Source organism: Microbispora corallina, from assembly GCF_016863035.1.
Classification (GTDB): Bacteria; Actinomycetota; Actinomycetes; order Streptosporangiales; family Streptosporangiaceae; genus Microbispora; species Microbispora corallina.
The window spans coordinates 89,092-102,024 of the sequence record NZ_BOOC01000027.1; the positions used below are offsets into that span (position 1 = coordinate 89,092).

14 protein-coding genes are annotated in these 12,933 nt (G+C 73.4%); 7 read left to right on the forward strand and 7 right to left on the reverse strand.

The window, feature by feature from the left end; all coding sequences use genetic code 11:
* Both Mco01_RS24690 and Mco01_RS24695 read left to right on the forward strand, forming a co-directional pair.
* Nucleotides 1–1,143: a sensor histidine kinase gene (locus Mco01_RS24690; protein WP_204059285.1), complete on the forward strand. Its 1,143-nt coding sequence runs from the start codon at nucleotides 1–3 to the stop codon at nucleotides 1,141–1,143.
* On the forward strand, nucleotides 1,140–1,847 hold the full coding sequence (locus tag Mco01_RS24695; RefSeq protein WP_204059286.1) for a response regulator transcription factor: 708 nt from the start codon (nucleotides 1,140–1,142) through the stop codon (nucleotides 1,845–1,847). Before Mco01_RS24690 ends, Mco01_RS24695 begins: the two co-directional genes overlap by 4 nt.
* Here Mco01_RS24695 and Mco01_RS24700 read toward each other — a convergent pair.
* The 5 genes from Mco01_RS24700 to Mco01_RS24720 all read right to left on the reverse strand — a co-directional run bounded on the left by Mco01_RS24700 (nucleotide 1,814) and on the right by Mco01_RS24720 (nucleotide 6,754).
* Nucleotides 1,814–2,596 carry a CPBP family glutamic-type intramembrane protease gene (locus Mco01_RS24700; RefSeq protein WP_204059287.1) on the reverse strand — a complete coding sequence of 261 codons (783 nt, stop codon included), beginning with the start codon at nucleotides 2,594–2,596 and terminating at the stop codon, nucleotides 1,814–1,816. The genes Mco01_RS24695 and Mco01_RS24700 overlap by 34 nt on opposite strands.
* Nucleotides 2,597–2,642: 46 nt before the next feature.
* Complete coding sequence (locus tag Mco01_RS24705; RefSeq protein ID WP_204059288.1) at nucleotides 2,643–3,287, reverse strand: neutral zinc metallopeptidase; 645 nt, start codon at nucleotides 3,285–3,287, stop codon at nucleotides 2,643–2,645.
* A 139-nt stretch (nucleotides 3,288–3,426) separates the two neighbouring features.
* On the reverse strand, nucleotides 3,427–4,884 hold the full coding sequence (locus Mco01_RS24710; RefSeq protein WP_204059289.1) for a glutamate-cysteine ligase family protein: 1,458 nt from the start codon (nucleotides 4,882–4,884) through the stop codon (nucleotides 3,427–3,429).
* A 27-nt stretch (nucleotides 4,885–4,911) separates the two neighbouring features.
* Nucleotides 4,912–5,550, reverse strand: a complete 639-nt coding sequence (locus Mco01_RS24715; RefSeq protein WP_036328372.1) for a response regulator — start codon at nucleotides 5,548–5,550, stop codon at nucleotides 4,912–4,914.
* 28 nt (nucleotides 5,551–5,578) lie between these two features.
* Nucleotides 5,579–6,754, reverse strand: a complete 1,176-nt coding sequence (locus Mco01_RS24720) for an ATP-binding protein (protein WP_204059352.1) — start codon at nucleotides 6,752–6,754, stop codon at nucleotides 5,579–5,581.
* A 143-nt stretch (nucleotides 6,755–6,897) separates the two neighbouring features.
* On the opposite strand from Mco01_RS24720, the gene Mco01_RS24725 reads away from it, so the two are divergent.
* The 5 genes from Mco01_RS24725 to Mco01_RS24745 all read left to right on the forward strand — a co-directional run bounded on the left by Mco01_RS24725 (nucleotide 6,898) and on the right by Mco01_RS24745 (nucleotide 10,673).
* Nucleotides 6,898–8,397 (forward strand): PspC domain-containing protein, encoded by a 1,500-nt coding sequence (locus Mco01_RS24725; protein WP_204059290.1) that lies wholly within the window; start codon nucleotides 6,898–6,900, stop codon nucleotides 8,395–8,397.
* On the forward strand, nucleotides 8,387–8,593 hold the full coding sequence (locus Mco01_RS24730) for a hypothetical protein (RefSeq protein WP_036328376.1): 207 nt from the start codon (nucleotides 8,387–8,389) through the stop codon (nucleotides 8,591–8,593). Before Mco01_RS24725 ends, Mco01_RS24730 begins: the two co-directional genes overlap by 11 nt.
* A 40-nt stretch (nucleotides 8,594–8,633) precedes the next feature.
* Nucleotides 8,634–9,221 carry a CGNR zinc finger domain-containing protein gene (locus tag Mco01_RS24735; protein WP_239103888.1) on the forward strand — a complete coding sequence of 196 codons (588 nt, stop codon included), beginning with the start codon at nucleotides 8,634–8,636 and terminating at the stop codon, nucleotides 9,219–9,221.
* A gap of 94 nt (nucleotides 9,222–9,315) precedes the next feature.
* Entirely contained in the window at nucleotides 9,316–9,759 is a 444-nt protein-coding gene (locus Mco01_RS24740; RefSeq protein WP_204059291.1) for a VOC family protein, read from the forward strand.
* A 26-nt stretch (nucleotides 9,760–9,785) separates the two neighbouring features.
* The gene (locus tag Mco01_RS24745; protein WP_204059292.1) at nucleotides 9,786–10,673 is read left to right on the forward strand and encodes a pyridoxamine 5'-phosphate oxidase family protein; all 888 of its coding nucleotides are present in this window, start codon (nucleotides 9,786–9,788) and stop codon (nucleotides 10,671–10,673) included.
* A gap of 22 nt (nucleotides 10,674–10,695) precedes the next feature.
* Here Mco01_RS24745 and Mco01_RS24750 read toward each other — a convergent pair whose 3' ends face one another.
* Both Mco01_RS24750 and Mco01_RS24755 read right to left on the reverse strand, forming a co-directional pair.
* Nucleotides 10,696–11,736, reverse strand: a complete 1,041-nt coding sequence (locus tag Mco01_RS24750) for a sulfotransferase family protein (protein WP_204059293.1) — start codon at nucleotides 11,734–11,736, stop codon at nucleotides 10,696–10,698.
* 215 nt (nucleotides 11,737–11,951) lie between these two features.
* Nucleotides 11,952–12,821 carry a CDP-alcohol phosphatidyltransferase family protein gene (locus Mco01_RS24755; RefSeq protein WP_204059294.1) on the reverse strand — a complete coding sequence of 290 codons (870 nt, stop codon included), beginning with the start codon at nucleotides 12,819–12,821 and terminating at the stop codon, nucleotides 11,952–11,954.
* Between the last annotated feature and the right edge of the window lie 112 nt (nucleotides 12,822–12,933).

The following is a 12,933-nucleotide window of genomic DNA, read 5'->3' on the forward strand; positions in this document are numbered from 1 at the left end:
GTGACGACGGCCCCACTCGGCGGCGCGCCCCGCCCCGCGCGGCGGCATCCGGACGGCCCGAGCGTGCTGCGCCTGGGGCTCGCCGTGCTGTTCGTCCTGGCCCAGGCCGGGACCCGGCCCGGCTTCGGCCTCTCGGGCACAGGTCTCGCCGTCGCCTGCCTCGCGCTGACGGTGGCGGCGGCCACGGCGGCCGTCGCCCTGCCGAGCATGCGCGGCGACGCGTCAGGCCCGGCCATCCTCGGCGTCCCCGTGAAGCTCCTGCTCTCCTACGCGTCGATCGCGGCGGTGATCGCGCTGCTGTGGGTGTCGGTGTCGGAGCCCGCGATCGCGGCGCTGCTCTACCTGGTGGGCACGGCCGCGGTGCGCAACCCTTTGCGGCATTCGCTGCCGCTAGTGGGCTTCGCCCTCGTGGCGCTGCTTCTGCAGACCACGGCGACCGGCCGCACGACCCGGGACCTCAGCCTGACCCTCAGCACGTGCCTGGTGTACCTGATCGGCTACTCCGTACGGCAGCGCAGGGAGACCAGGGCGGTGGCGGCGCGCGAGGAGGTGCTGGCCGAGCGCGCCCGGATCGCCCGAGAGATCCACGACATCCTCGCCCATTCGCTGTCGGCGCAGATCGTGCATCTGGAAGGCGCGCGGCTGCTGCTGCGGGCCGACCGGGCGCAGGAGGCGCTCGACCGCGTCGACCGGGCCCGGGACCTCGCCAAGAGCGGCCTCGAGGAGGCCCGCCGCGCCGTGGCCGCGCTGCGGGACGACGTGCCCCCGCTGTCGGAGGCGCTCAAGGCGCTGGCCGAGGAGTTCCGCGCCACCACCGGGCACGACTGCGCGGTCGCGGTGAGCGGCACCGAACGCCGCCTGCCCCCCGAGACCGCCCTGGCCGTGATCCGGACCGCGCAGGAGGCCGTCACCAACGTCCGCCGCCACGCCCTCGGCGCTCCCGCCGCCGTACGGCTCGCGTTCGACGACGGCGGCTGCGAACTCGAGGTCGCCAACCCCGCCGGGACGGCGCCCGGCACACCTGGAGGAGGATACGGACTCGTGGGCATGCGCGAGCGGGCCGAGCTTCTCGGCGGGACGCTGGAGGCCGGGCCGGACGGGCGGGGGTTCCGGGTGCGGCTCCGGGTTCCGGCGCCCGCATGACGGCGGCCCGGGTGCTGGTCGCCGACGACCAGGCGGTGGTAAGGGACGGCCTGGTGCTGCTGCTCGGGCTGCTGCCGGACATCGAGGTGGTCGGCTCGGCGGCGGACGGGGAGGCCGCGGTGCGGCTGGTCGCCGAGAGCCGTCCGGACGTGGTGCTGATGGACCTGCGCATGCCGCGGATGGACGGCGTCGAGGCCACCCGCCGGATCCGCGCCGAGCACCCCGCCACACAGGTGGTCGTCCTCACCACCTACTCCGACGACGAGTCGGTCTTCGCCGCCCTGCGGGCCGGGGCCCGCGGCTTCCTCACCAAGGACGCCGACGCCGAGGAGATCGCCAGGGCCGTGCGCGCGGTCATGAACGGCGACGCCCGGCTCGACCCCGGCGTCCAGGGGCGCCTGCTCCGCACGGTCACGGCGCTCCCCGAGCCCACCGCGCCGCCGTCACCGCCCGCGGAGCCCCCGCGCGGGCAGCCGGTTGCGAACGGGCTGCCCGACGGGCTGACGCCGCGCGAGGCGGAGGTCCTGCGGCTGATCGCCCGGGGGCTGTCGAACGGCGAGATCGCGGCGGGGCTGTTCATCAGCGAGGCGACCGTGAAGACGCACATCAACAACCTGTTCGCGAAGGCGGGTCTGCGCGACCGCGCCCAGGCCGTCGTGTACGCGTACCGTCACGGGCTGGCCGACCCCGGGCCCGGCTCCTGACCGGTCCTGCCCGGTCCGATCCGCGCGGCCAGGCGGGCCGCCGCGTACCCGAGGGAGTTGGTCGCCAGGTGCAGCAGCGACGGCGCGAGCAGCCCGCCGCGCCGCCGCAGCTCGTGGAAGCCCATGCCGACGGCCGAGGTGGACAGCACGGTCCCCGCCACCAGCCGGGCCGTACCGACGCCTCCCGCCTTCGCCGGGGCCGCGGACGCCGCGTGCTCCAGGTCGGGGCTCTCGCCGGCGGCCAGGCGTCCGAGGGCGGGGTTGGCCCGCGCCATGTCGAGGGCCGGGAGCACATGCCAGAGCCCGAACAGGCCGGCGGACGCGGCCGCCGCCGCACCCGCCGGCAGGACCCGCCCGAGCAGGGCGGGCAGGACGCCGCGGAAGCCGACCTCCTCCAGCAGCACGGTGCCGAACGGCACCTGCACCAGGGCCTCCTCCAGCACCCGCGCGCGCGACAGCCCGAGCGCGCGCTCGTCGTGGAACAGCGGCCTGGTCCGCGGCAGCGCCACCCCGGTCGCGTACACGGCGGCGACCCCGGCGGCCAGCGCGCCGCCCACGACGGCGCCCCGCCGCGCCCGGCCGAACCCCAGCTCCGCCCAGCCCAGTCCCTCCCGGCGCGCGACGGCGAGCAGCGCCGCGGTCGCGGCGGCCGACGTGAGCGGCGCCCACCGGCGGGCAACGCGGTTGTTGAGCACGTTCGCCGCCGCGAGCACACCGGCGGACACGACGAGCGGATCGGCGCGCCTCACCGCTCCCTCCCCCCACGGTTCACGGCGCCCATGCTGTCACGCCGCCTCAACAGGCCGAGGGCCCCTCGTTGAAACCCTGGGCGAAGGACGTCTGCCGCTCCTCGGGGGTGCCGTGCGCGTCGGGGGCCCACCAGGCGTCGGTGGGGTCCCCGGCGGCCTCCAGGTTCGTGAGGAGCTCGCTCTCGTCGCCCGACTCCTCCTTGATCATCCCCGCGCGGATCAGCCCGCTCAGCGTGGCGCCCGCGTAGCAGTCGGCCTGGAGCTCACGCTCCGCGTTGTACCGGAACCGGGTGCCCAGCTGCGCCTGGACCGCGTGGCCCAGTTCGTGGGGGATGACCACGTAGACCGAGCCGTCGCCCATGCGGTCGTACATCTCCTGGAGCCAGGTGGCGTCGAAGGCGACGAAGTGGCCGTATGGGCAGTAGAAGGCGTTGTCCGGGACCGACTTCTGGTCGCCGCAGTCGGGCCCGTCCTCGCCGTGGTACGCGACGAACCTGGTGATCGGCCGGTACGTCTCCCCCGCCTGCTGGAAGCGCTGTTCCCAGAACCACTCGGTGAGGCACCGGGCCAACTTGACGTCGCCGGCGAAGGTGTCCCCCCTCTCGTCGCAGGGAGAGGCAGGGGTACGGCGGGCGGGCGCGGAGGGGGACTCGACCACCCGTCCGCAGGAGGCCGCGAGCAGTGTCGTCACGAGGAGGAGAACGAGGAGCTTTCGGGGAGCCACCCCCGCATAGCTACCCAAAACAGGGGTTTAAGATCCCGACCCGGTCGCGGCGATCTCGGCGCCTGTAAGCCCGTGGACGACGAGACGTGCGGGCGCCGGGCCTGACTCAGTCCCAGAGGTGCACCGGCTCGTTGGTATGCATGTGCTCGACGTAGCGCAGCGTCATGCGGCGCAGGGCCTCGTGGCCGCCGCCGAGCGAGCGTGCCGTGTCCACCTGCCAGGCGGACCCGGTCCGTCCCGTGACGCAGCGCCGCTCGATGACGCCGAGCAGCCGGTCCCGCTCGGCCGGGTCGACTCCCCACAGGTCCAGGCCCTCGTACGCGAGGGGCAGCAGGCGCCGCAGGATCACCTCGCTCGCCGGCGCCTCCCCCAGGCCCGGCCAGTAGAGGTTCGCGTCGAGACCGAACCGTGCCGCGTTGCGCAGGTTGTCCTCCGCGGCGGCGAACGACATCCGGGTCCACACCGGCCGCTCGGCCGTCGGCAGCACGCGCATGAGCCCGTAGTAGAAGGCCGCGTTGGCGACGATGTCGGCCACGGTCGGCCCGGCGGGCAGCACGCGGTTCTCCACGCGCAGGTGCGGAACGCCGCCCGCCACGGCGTAGACGGGCCGGTTCCAGCGGTAGACCGTGCCGTTGTGCAGGGTGAGCTCGTGGAGCAGCGGCATCCCGCCGGCGTCGAGCACCGCGCGCGGGTCCTCCTCCTCACAGATGGGCAGCAGCGCCGGGAAGTAGCGGACGTTCTCCTCGAACAGGTCGAAGACCGACGTGATCCACCGCTCGCCGAACCAGACGCGCGGGCGCACCCCCTGCGCCTTGAGCTCCTCCGGGCGGGTGTCGGTGGCCTGCTCGAACAGGCTGATGCGGGTCTCGCGCCACAACTGCCTGCCGAACAGGTACGGCGAGTTGGCCGCCACCGCCACCTGCGGGCCCGCGATGGCCTGCGCCGCGTTCCAGTGGTCGGCGAACGCCGAGGGGGCGACCTGGAGGTGGAGCTGCACGCTCGTGCAGGCGGCCTCGGGCGTGATGCTGTCGGCGTACGTGTCGAGCCGGTCGACGCCCTCGATCACGATGTGCAGGTCCTCGCCGCGGGCGGCGAAGATCTGCTCGTTCAGCAGCTTGTACCGGGGGTTGGCCGACAGCGTCCCCTCGCTCAGGTCCGGCTCGCGCAGCGTCGGCAGGATCCCGACCAGCATCAGGTGCCCGCCCACCCGCTCGGCCCGCTCCCGCGCCCGGTTGAGGCGGCGCCGCACCGACTCCTCCAGCCGTGCGAAGGAGTCGCCGGACAGGCCCTGCGGCGGGATGTTGATCTCGACGTTGAACTGGCCGAGCTCGGTCGCCCAGTCGGGCTCGGCGATGGCCGCGAGCACCTCGGCGTTCTTCATCGCCGGCTCGCCCCGGGAGTCGACGAGGTTCAGCTCGATCTCCAGGCCCACCTGGGGCCGTTCGACCTCGAAGCGCGACTCGCGCAGCATCTGGGCCAGCACGTCGAGCGAGCGCCGGACCTTGTCGCGGTAGCGCCGTCGGTCCTCGCGCGTGAAGGCGATCGCGGGTACGTCACGGCCCATGCACGAAGGGTCGCATGTCCACGCGTATCACACCAGGCGTCGCGCGGTGGCCCAGCGGGACAGCTCGTGCCGGTTGGACAGCTGGAGCTTGCGCAGAACGCTGGACACGTGCGTCTCGACCGTCTTGACCGAGATGAACAGCTCCTTGGCGATCTCCTTGTACGCGTACCCGCGGGCGATCAGCCGCAGGACCTCGCGCTCCCGCTGGGTGAGCGAGTCGAGCTCGGGGTCGATGGGCGGCGCCTCGGTCGAGGCGAACGCGTCGAGCACGAACCCGGCCAGCCGGGGCGAGAACACGGCGTCGCCCTCCGACACCCGGGTGATGGCGTCGGTCAGCTCGGTGCCGTTGATCGTCTTGGTGACGTACCCGCGGGCGCCCCCGCGGATGACGCCGATGACGTCCTCGGCGGCGTCGGAGACCGACAGGGCGAGGAAGCGGACCGGGGAGCCCGAGCCGAGGACGCGCCGCAGCACCTCCTGGCCGCCGCCTCCGGGCATGTGCACGTCCAGCAGCACCACGTCGGGCTGGAGCTCGGCGATCGCCGCGACCGCGGACTCCACGTCCTCGGCCTCGCCGATCACCTGGATGGACGGGCCCAGCTCGGCGCGGACGCCGGACCGGAACAGCCGGTGGTCGTCGACGATGAGCACACGTACGGTCTTCATGACTCCCTCACCACCCGCGACCCGGGGATCACGAGTTCCTCTTCATGGTCAGCATGACCTCGGTACCGTCACCGGGCTCGGTCCTGACCCGGGCGGAGCCTCCGTTGCGCTCCATCCTTCCGATGATCGACTGGCGGATGCCCATGCGGTCCTCCGGGATGTCGTCGAGCACGAAGCCCTTGCCGCGGTCCCGGACGAACACCGTCACCTCATCGGACTCCACCTCCGCGTACACGGAGATGACCGGGGCCCCACTGTATTTCGCCGCGTTCACCATCGCCTGCCGGGCCGCGTGGAGCAAGGCCGCCAGCCCCTCGTCCAGCGCGCAGTCGCCGACGCAGACGATCTCGATCGGGACCCCGTGGGCGTCCTCCTCCTCGGCCGCGACCCTCCGCACGGCGGCGGCCAGGGTGGCGTCGGCGTCCTGCTTGGGCTGGTAGAGCCAGTTGCGCAGCTCCCGCTCCTGGGAACGGGCGAGCCGCGTCACCTCGCGGGAGTCGTGGGCGTTGCGCTGGATCAGCGTCAGCGTGTGGAGCACCGAGTCGTGGACGTGGGCGGCGACCTCCGCCCGCTCCTCCTGGCGGATGCGCTCGGTGCGCTCCCGCTGGAGCTCCTTCACGAGGGACGCCAGCCACGGCGCGGCGATCATCAGCATGCCGCCGACGACGACGGCGGTGAAGACGAGCCCGGTCCTGGCCTTGGCGAGCTCGCCGCTCGCGGCGAGGAAGCCGATCGCGCCGACGGCCACCAGCAGGGCGCCGATGCCCGTGCGCACCCAGGTCGTGCTCACCTGCTTGACCGCGCCGCTCATCCACCGCTGCCGCCGGCCGGGGTCGGCCTGCTGCCACAGGATCAGCGCGCCGATGCCGCCGAGCGCGATCGGCCAGGCGCCGAACCCGCCGCTGCCCGCGCCCGTCATCCACCCGAACGCGGCCAGTGCCAGCCACAGGACGCCGTACGCGGCGAGCTGGCCCCATTCGCGGCCCGGCTCGCGGCCCTTCGCCTCTTCCTTCGGGGTGAACATCCACAGCGCGGCGTAGGCCACGAAGCCCAGCCCGTCGACGGCCGTGAGCAGCACGAAGGCCAGCCGCAGCACGACGGGGTCGAGGCGGAGCTGGGCGGCGGCGCCCTGGGCGACCCCCGCGACGACGCGGCCCGAGACGGGTCTCACCAGCCGGGGGTACGCCTCGGGAGCGTTAGGCATCTCAGACATCTCGGAAAGCATCGTCACACGTCACGCCCCAAGAGCGCATCAGGGCATGCCCTGACGGCGTCCCTGAGGGGTCGGGGACGAGTCAGGGGTTCCCCGGATGGCAGGTGGGAGGCCGCGACGGCCAGGATGGGGGCATGACCGAGGCACCGCCCACTCCGGCCCCCGAGCCCGCCGCCCCGCAGCCCGAACGAATTCTCGCCCGCAGCGGGACCGGCCGGATGCTGACCGGGGTGTGCGCCGGGCTCGGCAGGTACACGGGGATGGACCCCGTCCTGTTCCGGGTGGGCTTCGCGGTGCTGGTCCTCGCCTCGGGCATCGGCTTCCTGCTGTACGTCGCCGCGTTCCTGCTGATGCGCCAGCCCGGCGGGGGCCCGGGATACCTGGAGCAGTGGACGGGCCGCATGTTCGACGCCGAGACCGTGCTGGCGCTGATGGCGGCGGTCTTCGCCTTCGGGCTGATCATCAACGTCCTGGGCGGCATCAACAAGGGCACGATCGTGGTCGGCACGCTGCTGGCCGTCGTGCTGCTCGCCGCCCACGCCCGCGGGGTCGACCTGCTCACCATGGCCCGGTCGATGCCGGGACGGGCCGCCCGGATGCGGGGCATGCGCGACGCCGATCCGACCGCCACCTTCGCCCAGCCGCCGTACTCCCCCGGAACCGCGCCGTACGGCGTGCCGACCGGCGCGGAGGCCGCGACGGCGACCGCGCCCGGCGGGCCCTCGGCGCCCGGAGAAGCACCCGGAGAAGCGCCGGGACGACCGGCCGGAGGGGCGCCGGGAGGACCGGCCGGAGGAGCGTCCGGCGAGCCCCCCGCGTCCGGCGGGTACCGGCGGCTGTCGGACCTCGCACGGGAGGCGCGGGCCGGCACCCAGCGGGCCGGCGCCCAGGGGTTCGCCGCGGGCGAGCCCTTCGCCCCCCACGGCCCCTACACCATGCGGGAGCCGCGGCCGAGCGTGACGTTCCCGGCTCCGCCGGCCTTCACGCCGGCTCCCCCGCCGAAGCCGCCCAAGGTCAAGCGTCCCCGGTCGTTCGTCGGCTCTCTCACCTTCGTCCTCGCCCTGATCGTCGGAGGGATCATGGTCACCCTGCAGCGGACCGGCGCGACGAGCGTCGGCCTCCCGGTGATCGGCGGTGCCGTCCTCGTCACGATCGGGGTGGGGCTGCTCGTCGCGACGTGGTTCGGCCGGGGGGCGGCCCTCGTCGCCGCCGGTGCCATCGTGTCTCTCGTCCTCATCGGGGGTTCGACGGTGAACGGGATTCCCAAGAAGATCGGCAGCTTCGTCTGGCACCCGATCAGCACGGCCCAGGCGGGCAAGGACTTCAGCCTGGGCATGGGAGAGGGCCGGCTCGATTTGAGCGACATGGTCCTCACGCCCGGCACCCGGGTGACGTTCAACGCCTCGGTCTCGATCGGCCAGCTCACCGTGATCGTCCCGGCGTCCGCGCGGGTCGAGGTCCACGGCTACACACGGCTGGGCGAGGTGAAGATCGACCACAAGGTGGAGGACGGCACCGACGTGCGGTTCGACCGGGTCATGGAGCCCGAGACGACCGGAACGGCCGACGCGCCCACCATCGAGCTCAACGTCAAGGCGGGCATCGGAGACGTGGAGGTGCGCCGTGCGGCCTGACCGGACCCCCGAGCGTCCCCGGCGCGTGCACCGCACCGACTGGATGGCCCTGCTGTGCGGGCTGCTGTTCATCGGCATCGGCGTCCGCTACCTGACCGGCCCGATCCCCGACCCCGTGATCATGGCGCCGGTGCTCGTCGGCGGGCTCGGCTTCGCGGCGTTCGTCGCCATCCTGGCCAAGGCCATCAGGCGCTGAACCCCCCGCCTCTCACGGGTGCTCGCATTAGAATGACGTCATGTCCCCCATGCTGGCCCTGGAGTTCGTGAGCACGATCCGCGCGCGGCGGACCGGGGTGACCGACAGCCTGGAGGACGCCGAGGGCCTGACCTCCTGGATCCTCGCCCACGCCGGCGACCTGGGCGTCGACCCGGACGTCTTCACAGCCACCCCGGGGATGCGCGAGGAGGTCGTCGCGCTGCGGCAGGCGATCCGCGCGCTGTTCGCGCGGGCCGTGTCCCCCGGGCCGGCGAGCGCCGCGGACGCGGCCCGGCTGCCGGCCTTCGAGCCCTCGCTCGCCCTGGTGAACGCGACGGCCGCGGCCGTCCCCGTCGCGCCGCGGCTGGAGTGGCCCCCGGACGGCGAGCCCGCCGCCCGGCCCGTTCCCGCCGGCCCCGCTGAGGAGTCGGCCAGGATCCGGGCCGCGCTGGCGGCGGCGGCGATCGACCTGCTGGCCGGCCCGCGGCGCGAGCAGATCCGCGCCTGCCCGGCGCCGCGCTGCGTGCTGTATTTCGTCAAGGAGCACCCGCGCCAGGAGTGGTGCTCGGTGGCCTGCGGGAACCGTGCCCGCGCCGCCCGCCACTACCGGCAGCACAAGACCGGCTGACCACCCTTTCTAATGGACGCATCCTGTTTCTGGCGTTAGTCTGTCCCTATTGACTAACGGAAACACCCGTTAGAACGCTGGCGGAGGGGCGATCATGAACGTCAGGACCGGGCACGTGGGTCTCAACGTCTCCGACCTCGACAGGTCGCGGGACTTCTACCGCAGGGTCTTCGGCTTCGATGTGGTGCGGGAGTCGGACGAGGAGGGCCGCCGATACGCCTTCCTGGGCCGGGACGGCGAACTGGTGCTCACCCTGTGGCAGCAGAGCGAGGGGACCTTCCCCACCCGGCTGCCCGGCCTGCACCACCTCTCGTTCCAGGTGCCGGGCATCGAGGACGTGCGCCGCGCCGAGGCCGTCATCCGGGAGATCGGCGCCACCCTCCACCATGACGGGATCGTCCCGCACGGCGAGGGCAGGGCCTCGGGCGGCGTGTTCTTCGAGGACCCGGACGGCATCCGGCTGGAGATCTTCGCCCCGGACGGCGCGGGCGACCGGCCCGCCCCCACGCCCGCCGCCCCCACCTGCGGCTTCTTCTAGATCGGATCCGTACGAGGGGAGACGCCATGCGGCATCCGGGAGAGCTGGCCGTCCAGGCGCGGGCCGGGGTGAGGCTCGGCGACCACGGGTCGGCGGGCGTGCGCGCGGACATCCCCGGCGTCGCGGCCGACTTCGTCGCCGCCCAGCCGATGCTGGTCGCCGGCGCCGCCGACCAGGACGGCCGGGTGTGGGCCGGCCTGCTGACCGGCGCGCCCGGCTTCGCCCGGGCGACGGGCCCGCGGGAGCTGGTCGTCGACGCGGTCCCCGCCGAGCCGCTGGACGGCCTGTTCGAGGACGAACGCGACATCGGCCTGCTGGCGATCGACCCCGCGACCCGGCGGCGGATGCGGGTCAACGGGCGGGCCTGGCGGCACGGCGGACGGCTGCTCGTGCGGACCGAGCAGGTCTATTCGAACTGCCCGAAGTACCTGCAGCAGCGGGAGATCGCGGGCCCGCCCGGGCCCGCGGAGCGGACGGCGCGGGCGGGCGACGCCCTCACGGACGCGCAGCGGGCCTGGGTGGAGGGCGCCGACACGTTCTTCGTGGCCACCTTCGCCGAGGGCCTCGGCGCGGACGTCTCGCACCGGGGCGGCGCCCCCGGCTTCGTGGAGACGACCGGCGGGCGGCGGCTGGTCTGGCCCGACTACGTCGGCAACTCGATGTACATGACGCTCGGCAACCTGGAGCTGAACCCCGCCGCCGGCCTGCTGTTCCTCGACTGGGAGACGGGCGACGCGCTCCACGTGACCGGGCGGGCGCGGGTCGGCTGGGACCCCCGGGACGTGCCCGGGGCCCAGCGGCTGGTGGAGTTCGACGTGGACGAGGTCCTCCACGTCACCGGGACCGGCGCGCCGCGGTGGGCGTTCGTCGCCCCGTCCCGGTTCAACCCGCCGGTGCGGAGCGCCCCGCGCTGACGGCGGGCGGGCGCGGGCACGGTCAGCGGGGGAGCAGCTCGCGGGTGCGCTGCTGCGGGAGGCCGGCGATGACGCGCTGGCCCTCGGTCAGCAGGGCGGCGATCGGACCGGGCTCGCGCAGGCGGGTGAGCCGGTCCCGGTTGTACTTGCGCAGGCGGGCCGACCGGCGCTTGGCGGCCTCCACCTTGTAGCCGGCCACCTGCTGGCGGTCCGCCTTCGGCGCGCCGGTCAGCTCGTAGCCGTACGCGGCCAGCCGCTCCCCGAGGACCTCCTCCGCGACGGCGATCTCCCACGGCTCCAGCCGGGTGGCCCACTTGCCCGAGTGGGCCGTGGTCACCTCGCTGTGCGTGTTGGTGTGCCAGACCTTGTGCTTGGGCACGGCGAGCTCGGCGATGTGGCGGGGCTCGCACATCCCGGAGTCGTACTCCTCCCCGATGAAGGCGCAGAGCTTGCGCAGCTCACTCTCCGGGTCGGCGGTGAGGTCCTCGTAGCGCAGCTCGTAGAAGCTGTCGGCCGGGAGCTTGCGGGCGTGGCGGCGGCCGAAGTCGATCGCCTCGGCCCAGTTGGCCATCGCGTGCAGCGCGTCCGGCTTGTACCAGGGCATCTCCTTGAGCGAGGCGACGCAGTCGCGCCCGTCCCTGACCAGGTGGACGAACTGGGCGTCCGGGAACAGCCGCATGAGCATCTCGACGTGCCGGTAGTAGCTCGGCCGCTTGTCGCCCCAGCGCGGCTTGCCGAAGCGCTCGGCGTAGCACTTGAAGACCATGCCGATGACCGAGCCGAAGCTGCCCGGGCCGAGCATGGCGGACCGGACGTACTCCTCCGCGTCGATGCCCAGCTCGCGGAACTTGGTGTTGCGCCCCTCCGCGATCCAGGTGGCGAGCTTACGGCGGTTGTCCGCCAGCCGCATGTCGCCGTACCCGCGGCGCGAGAAGTACGCCGGGACCAGGAAGCGGGTCTCCGGCGGCACGGCGATCCGCGGGTGCGAGTGCAGCATGAGCTGCAGCATGGTCGTGCCCGAACGCGGGCAGCCGACGACGAAGATGGGCCTGTCCGACTGCATGATCAATCCCCCTGTGACGAATTCATGACGTTGCGGACGGCCGCCCTCCCCCGGGCGGCCGGGCGCTCATGGCTCGGCGTCAGCACGCCGCGCGGCTCCGGACCCCCTCCGCTCGATGCGACGCGCCGGCCCGGTCCCCACGGGCGCGGGCCGTCGCCCGGAGCGGCGGTGCGGCGCCGCCCCGGGGCGGGCCCGCGCGGGGCGGAGGCGGCGGGTCAGGCAAGGATCCGCTCCCGTTCCGGCGCGCTTCGCGGGATCTGGCGGGCCGCCAGCCAGACGCGGTAGACGAGGCTGATCTCGAACGCCAGGAGCAGGGCCCCCGCGCCCGCCGACACCGGCACCAGCGCGCCCACCCCGAGCAGCGGAGCCACCACGAACACCGCGGCGTGGAACTCGATCCCGCTCATCACGTGCGTGCGGACGCGACGCCGGACGAGGAAGACCCGGAACCGGTCGTACCAGGGGAACCGCGCGTGGAACGCCTTCTGCAGGTCCAGCACGGTCCGGCCGTCTTCGACATCGACACCGGCGGCCTCCGTCCGGGGCCGGGCCCGCAGGACGTCCTCCATGAACACGCAGTCGCCCGCCATCCGGGCCTGCGCGAGCTCACGCGTGGCCTCCTTGACCCGCTTGAGCTGCGGGCCGTTGATGTACCTGAACAGGTCGAGCACGACGACGCCCACGGCGGCCAGCGCGTACTCGGTGTCCCCCGAGCGGGCGTACTCACCGAACCCGATCCCGAACGCGCACGCCACGACCCGGATCCGGTCGCCCACGTAGTCGAGCCAGAGGCCGAACGGCGTCCCGGTCCCCTTGAGCCGGGCGATCTTGCCGTCCATGCAGTCCACCGTGAAGCTCAGGTAGAACAGCACGGCCCCCAGCGCGAGCGCCCCGTAGGCGAACGCCGTCGCCGCGCCGAGGCCGATGGCCATGGACAGCCGGGTGAGGCCGTTCGGCGTCATCGAGGTGTGGTTCGCCACCAGCAGCGCGAGCCGGCAGGCGAGCGGGTCGACCATGAAGACGGTCCACCACGAGTCCCTCGACTTGCGCGTCGCGAGAATGTCGTCCAGCGTGAAGCCCCCCATGAAGGTAAGAATGACTACGGTCGGTAGCCGACGACGCGCTCTTCGGTAACAGGCAGGGCATCTCGTTGCCACTTCTTGACCTTTTCCCCACCTAGGTAAATCGTCCGTCAAC

Excerpts from the sequence above, each read along its gene's own strand:
- Mco01_RS24745 (WP_204059292.1), top strand. The coding sequence starts at position 9,786 with ATGCGGCATCCGGGAGAGCTGGCCGTCCAGGCGCGGGCCGGGGTGAGG.
- Mco01_RS24695 (WP_204059286.1), top strand. The coding sequence starts at position 1,140 with ATGACGGCGGCCCGGGTGCTGGTCGCCGACGACCAGGCGGTGGTAAGG.
- Mco01_RS24715 (WP_036328372.1), bottom strand. The coding sequence starts at position 5,550 with ATGAAGACCGTACGTGTGCTCATCGTCGACGACCACCGGCTGTTCCGG.
- Mco01_RS24740 (WP_204059291.1), top strand. The coding sequence starts at position 9,316 with ATGAACGTCAGGACCGGGCACGTGGGTCTCAACGTCTCCGACCTCGAC.
- Mco01_RS24710 (WP_204059289.1), bottom strand. The coding sequence starts at position 4,884 with ATGGGCCGTGACGTACCCGCGATCGCCTTCACGCGCGAGGACCGACGG.
- Mco01_RS24755 (WP_204059294.1), bottom strand. The coding sequence starts at position 12,821 with ATGGGGGGCTTCACGCTGGACGACATTCTCGCGACGCGCAAGTCGAGG.
- Mco01_RS24725 (WP_204059290.1), top strand. The coding sequence starts at position 6,898 with ATGACCGAGGCACCGCCCACTCCGGCCCCCGAGCCCGCCGCCCCGCAG.
- Mco01_RS24720 (WP_204059352.1), bottom strand. The coding sequence starts at position 6,754 with ATGCCTAACGCTCCCGAGGCGTACCCCCGGCTGGTGAGACCCGTCTCG.
- Mco01_RS24750 (WP_204059293.1), bottom strand. The coding sequence starts at position 11,736 with ATGCAGTCGGACAGGCCCATCTTCGTCGTCGGCTGCCCGCGTTCGGGC.
- Mco01_RS24735 (WP_239103888.1), top strand. The coding sequence starts at position 8,634 with ATGTCCCCCATGCTGGCCCTGGAGTTCGTGAGCACGATCCGCGCGCGG.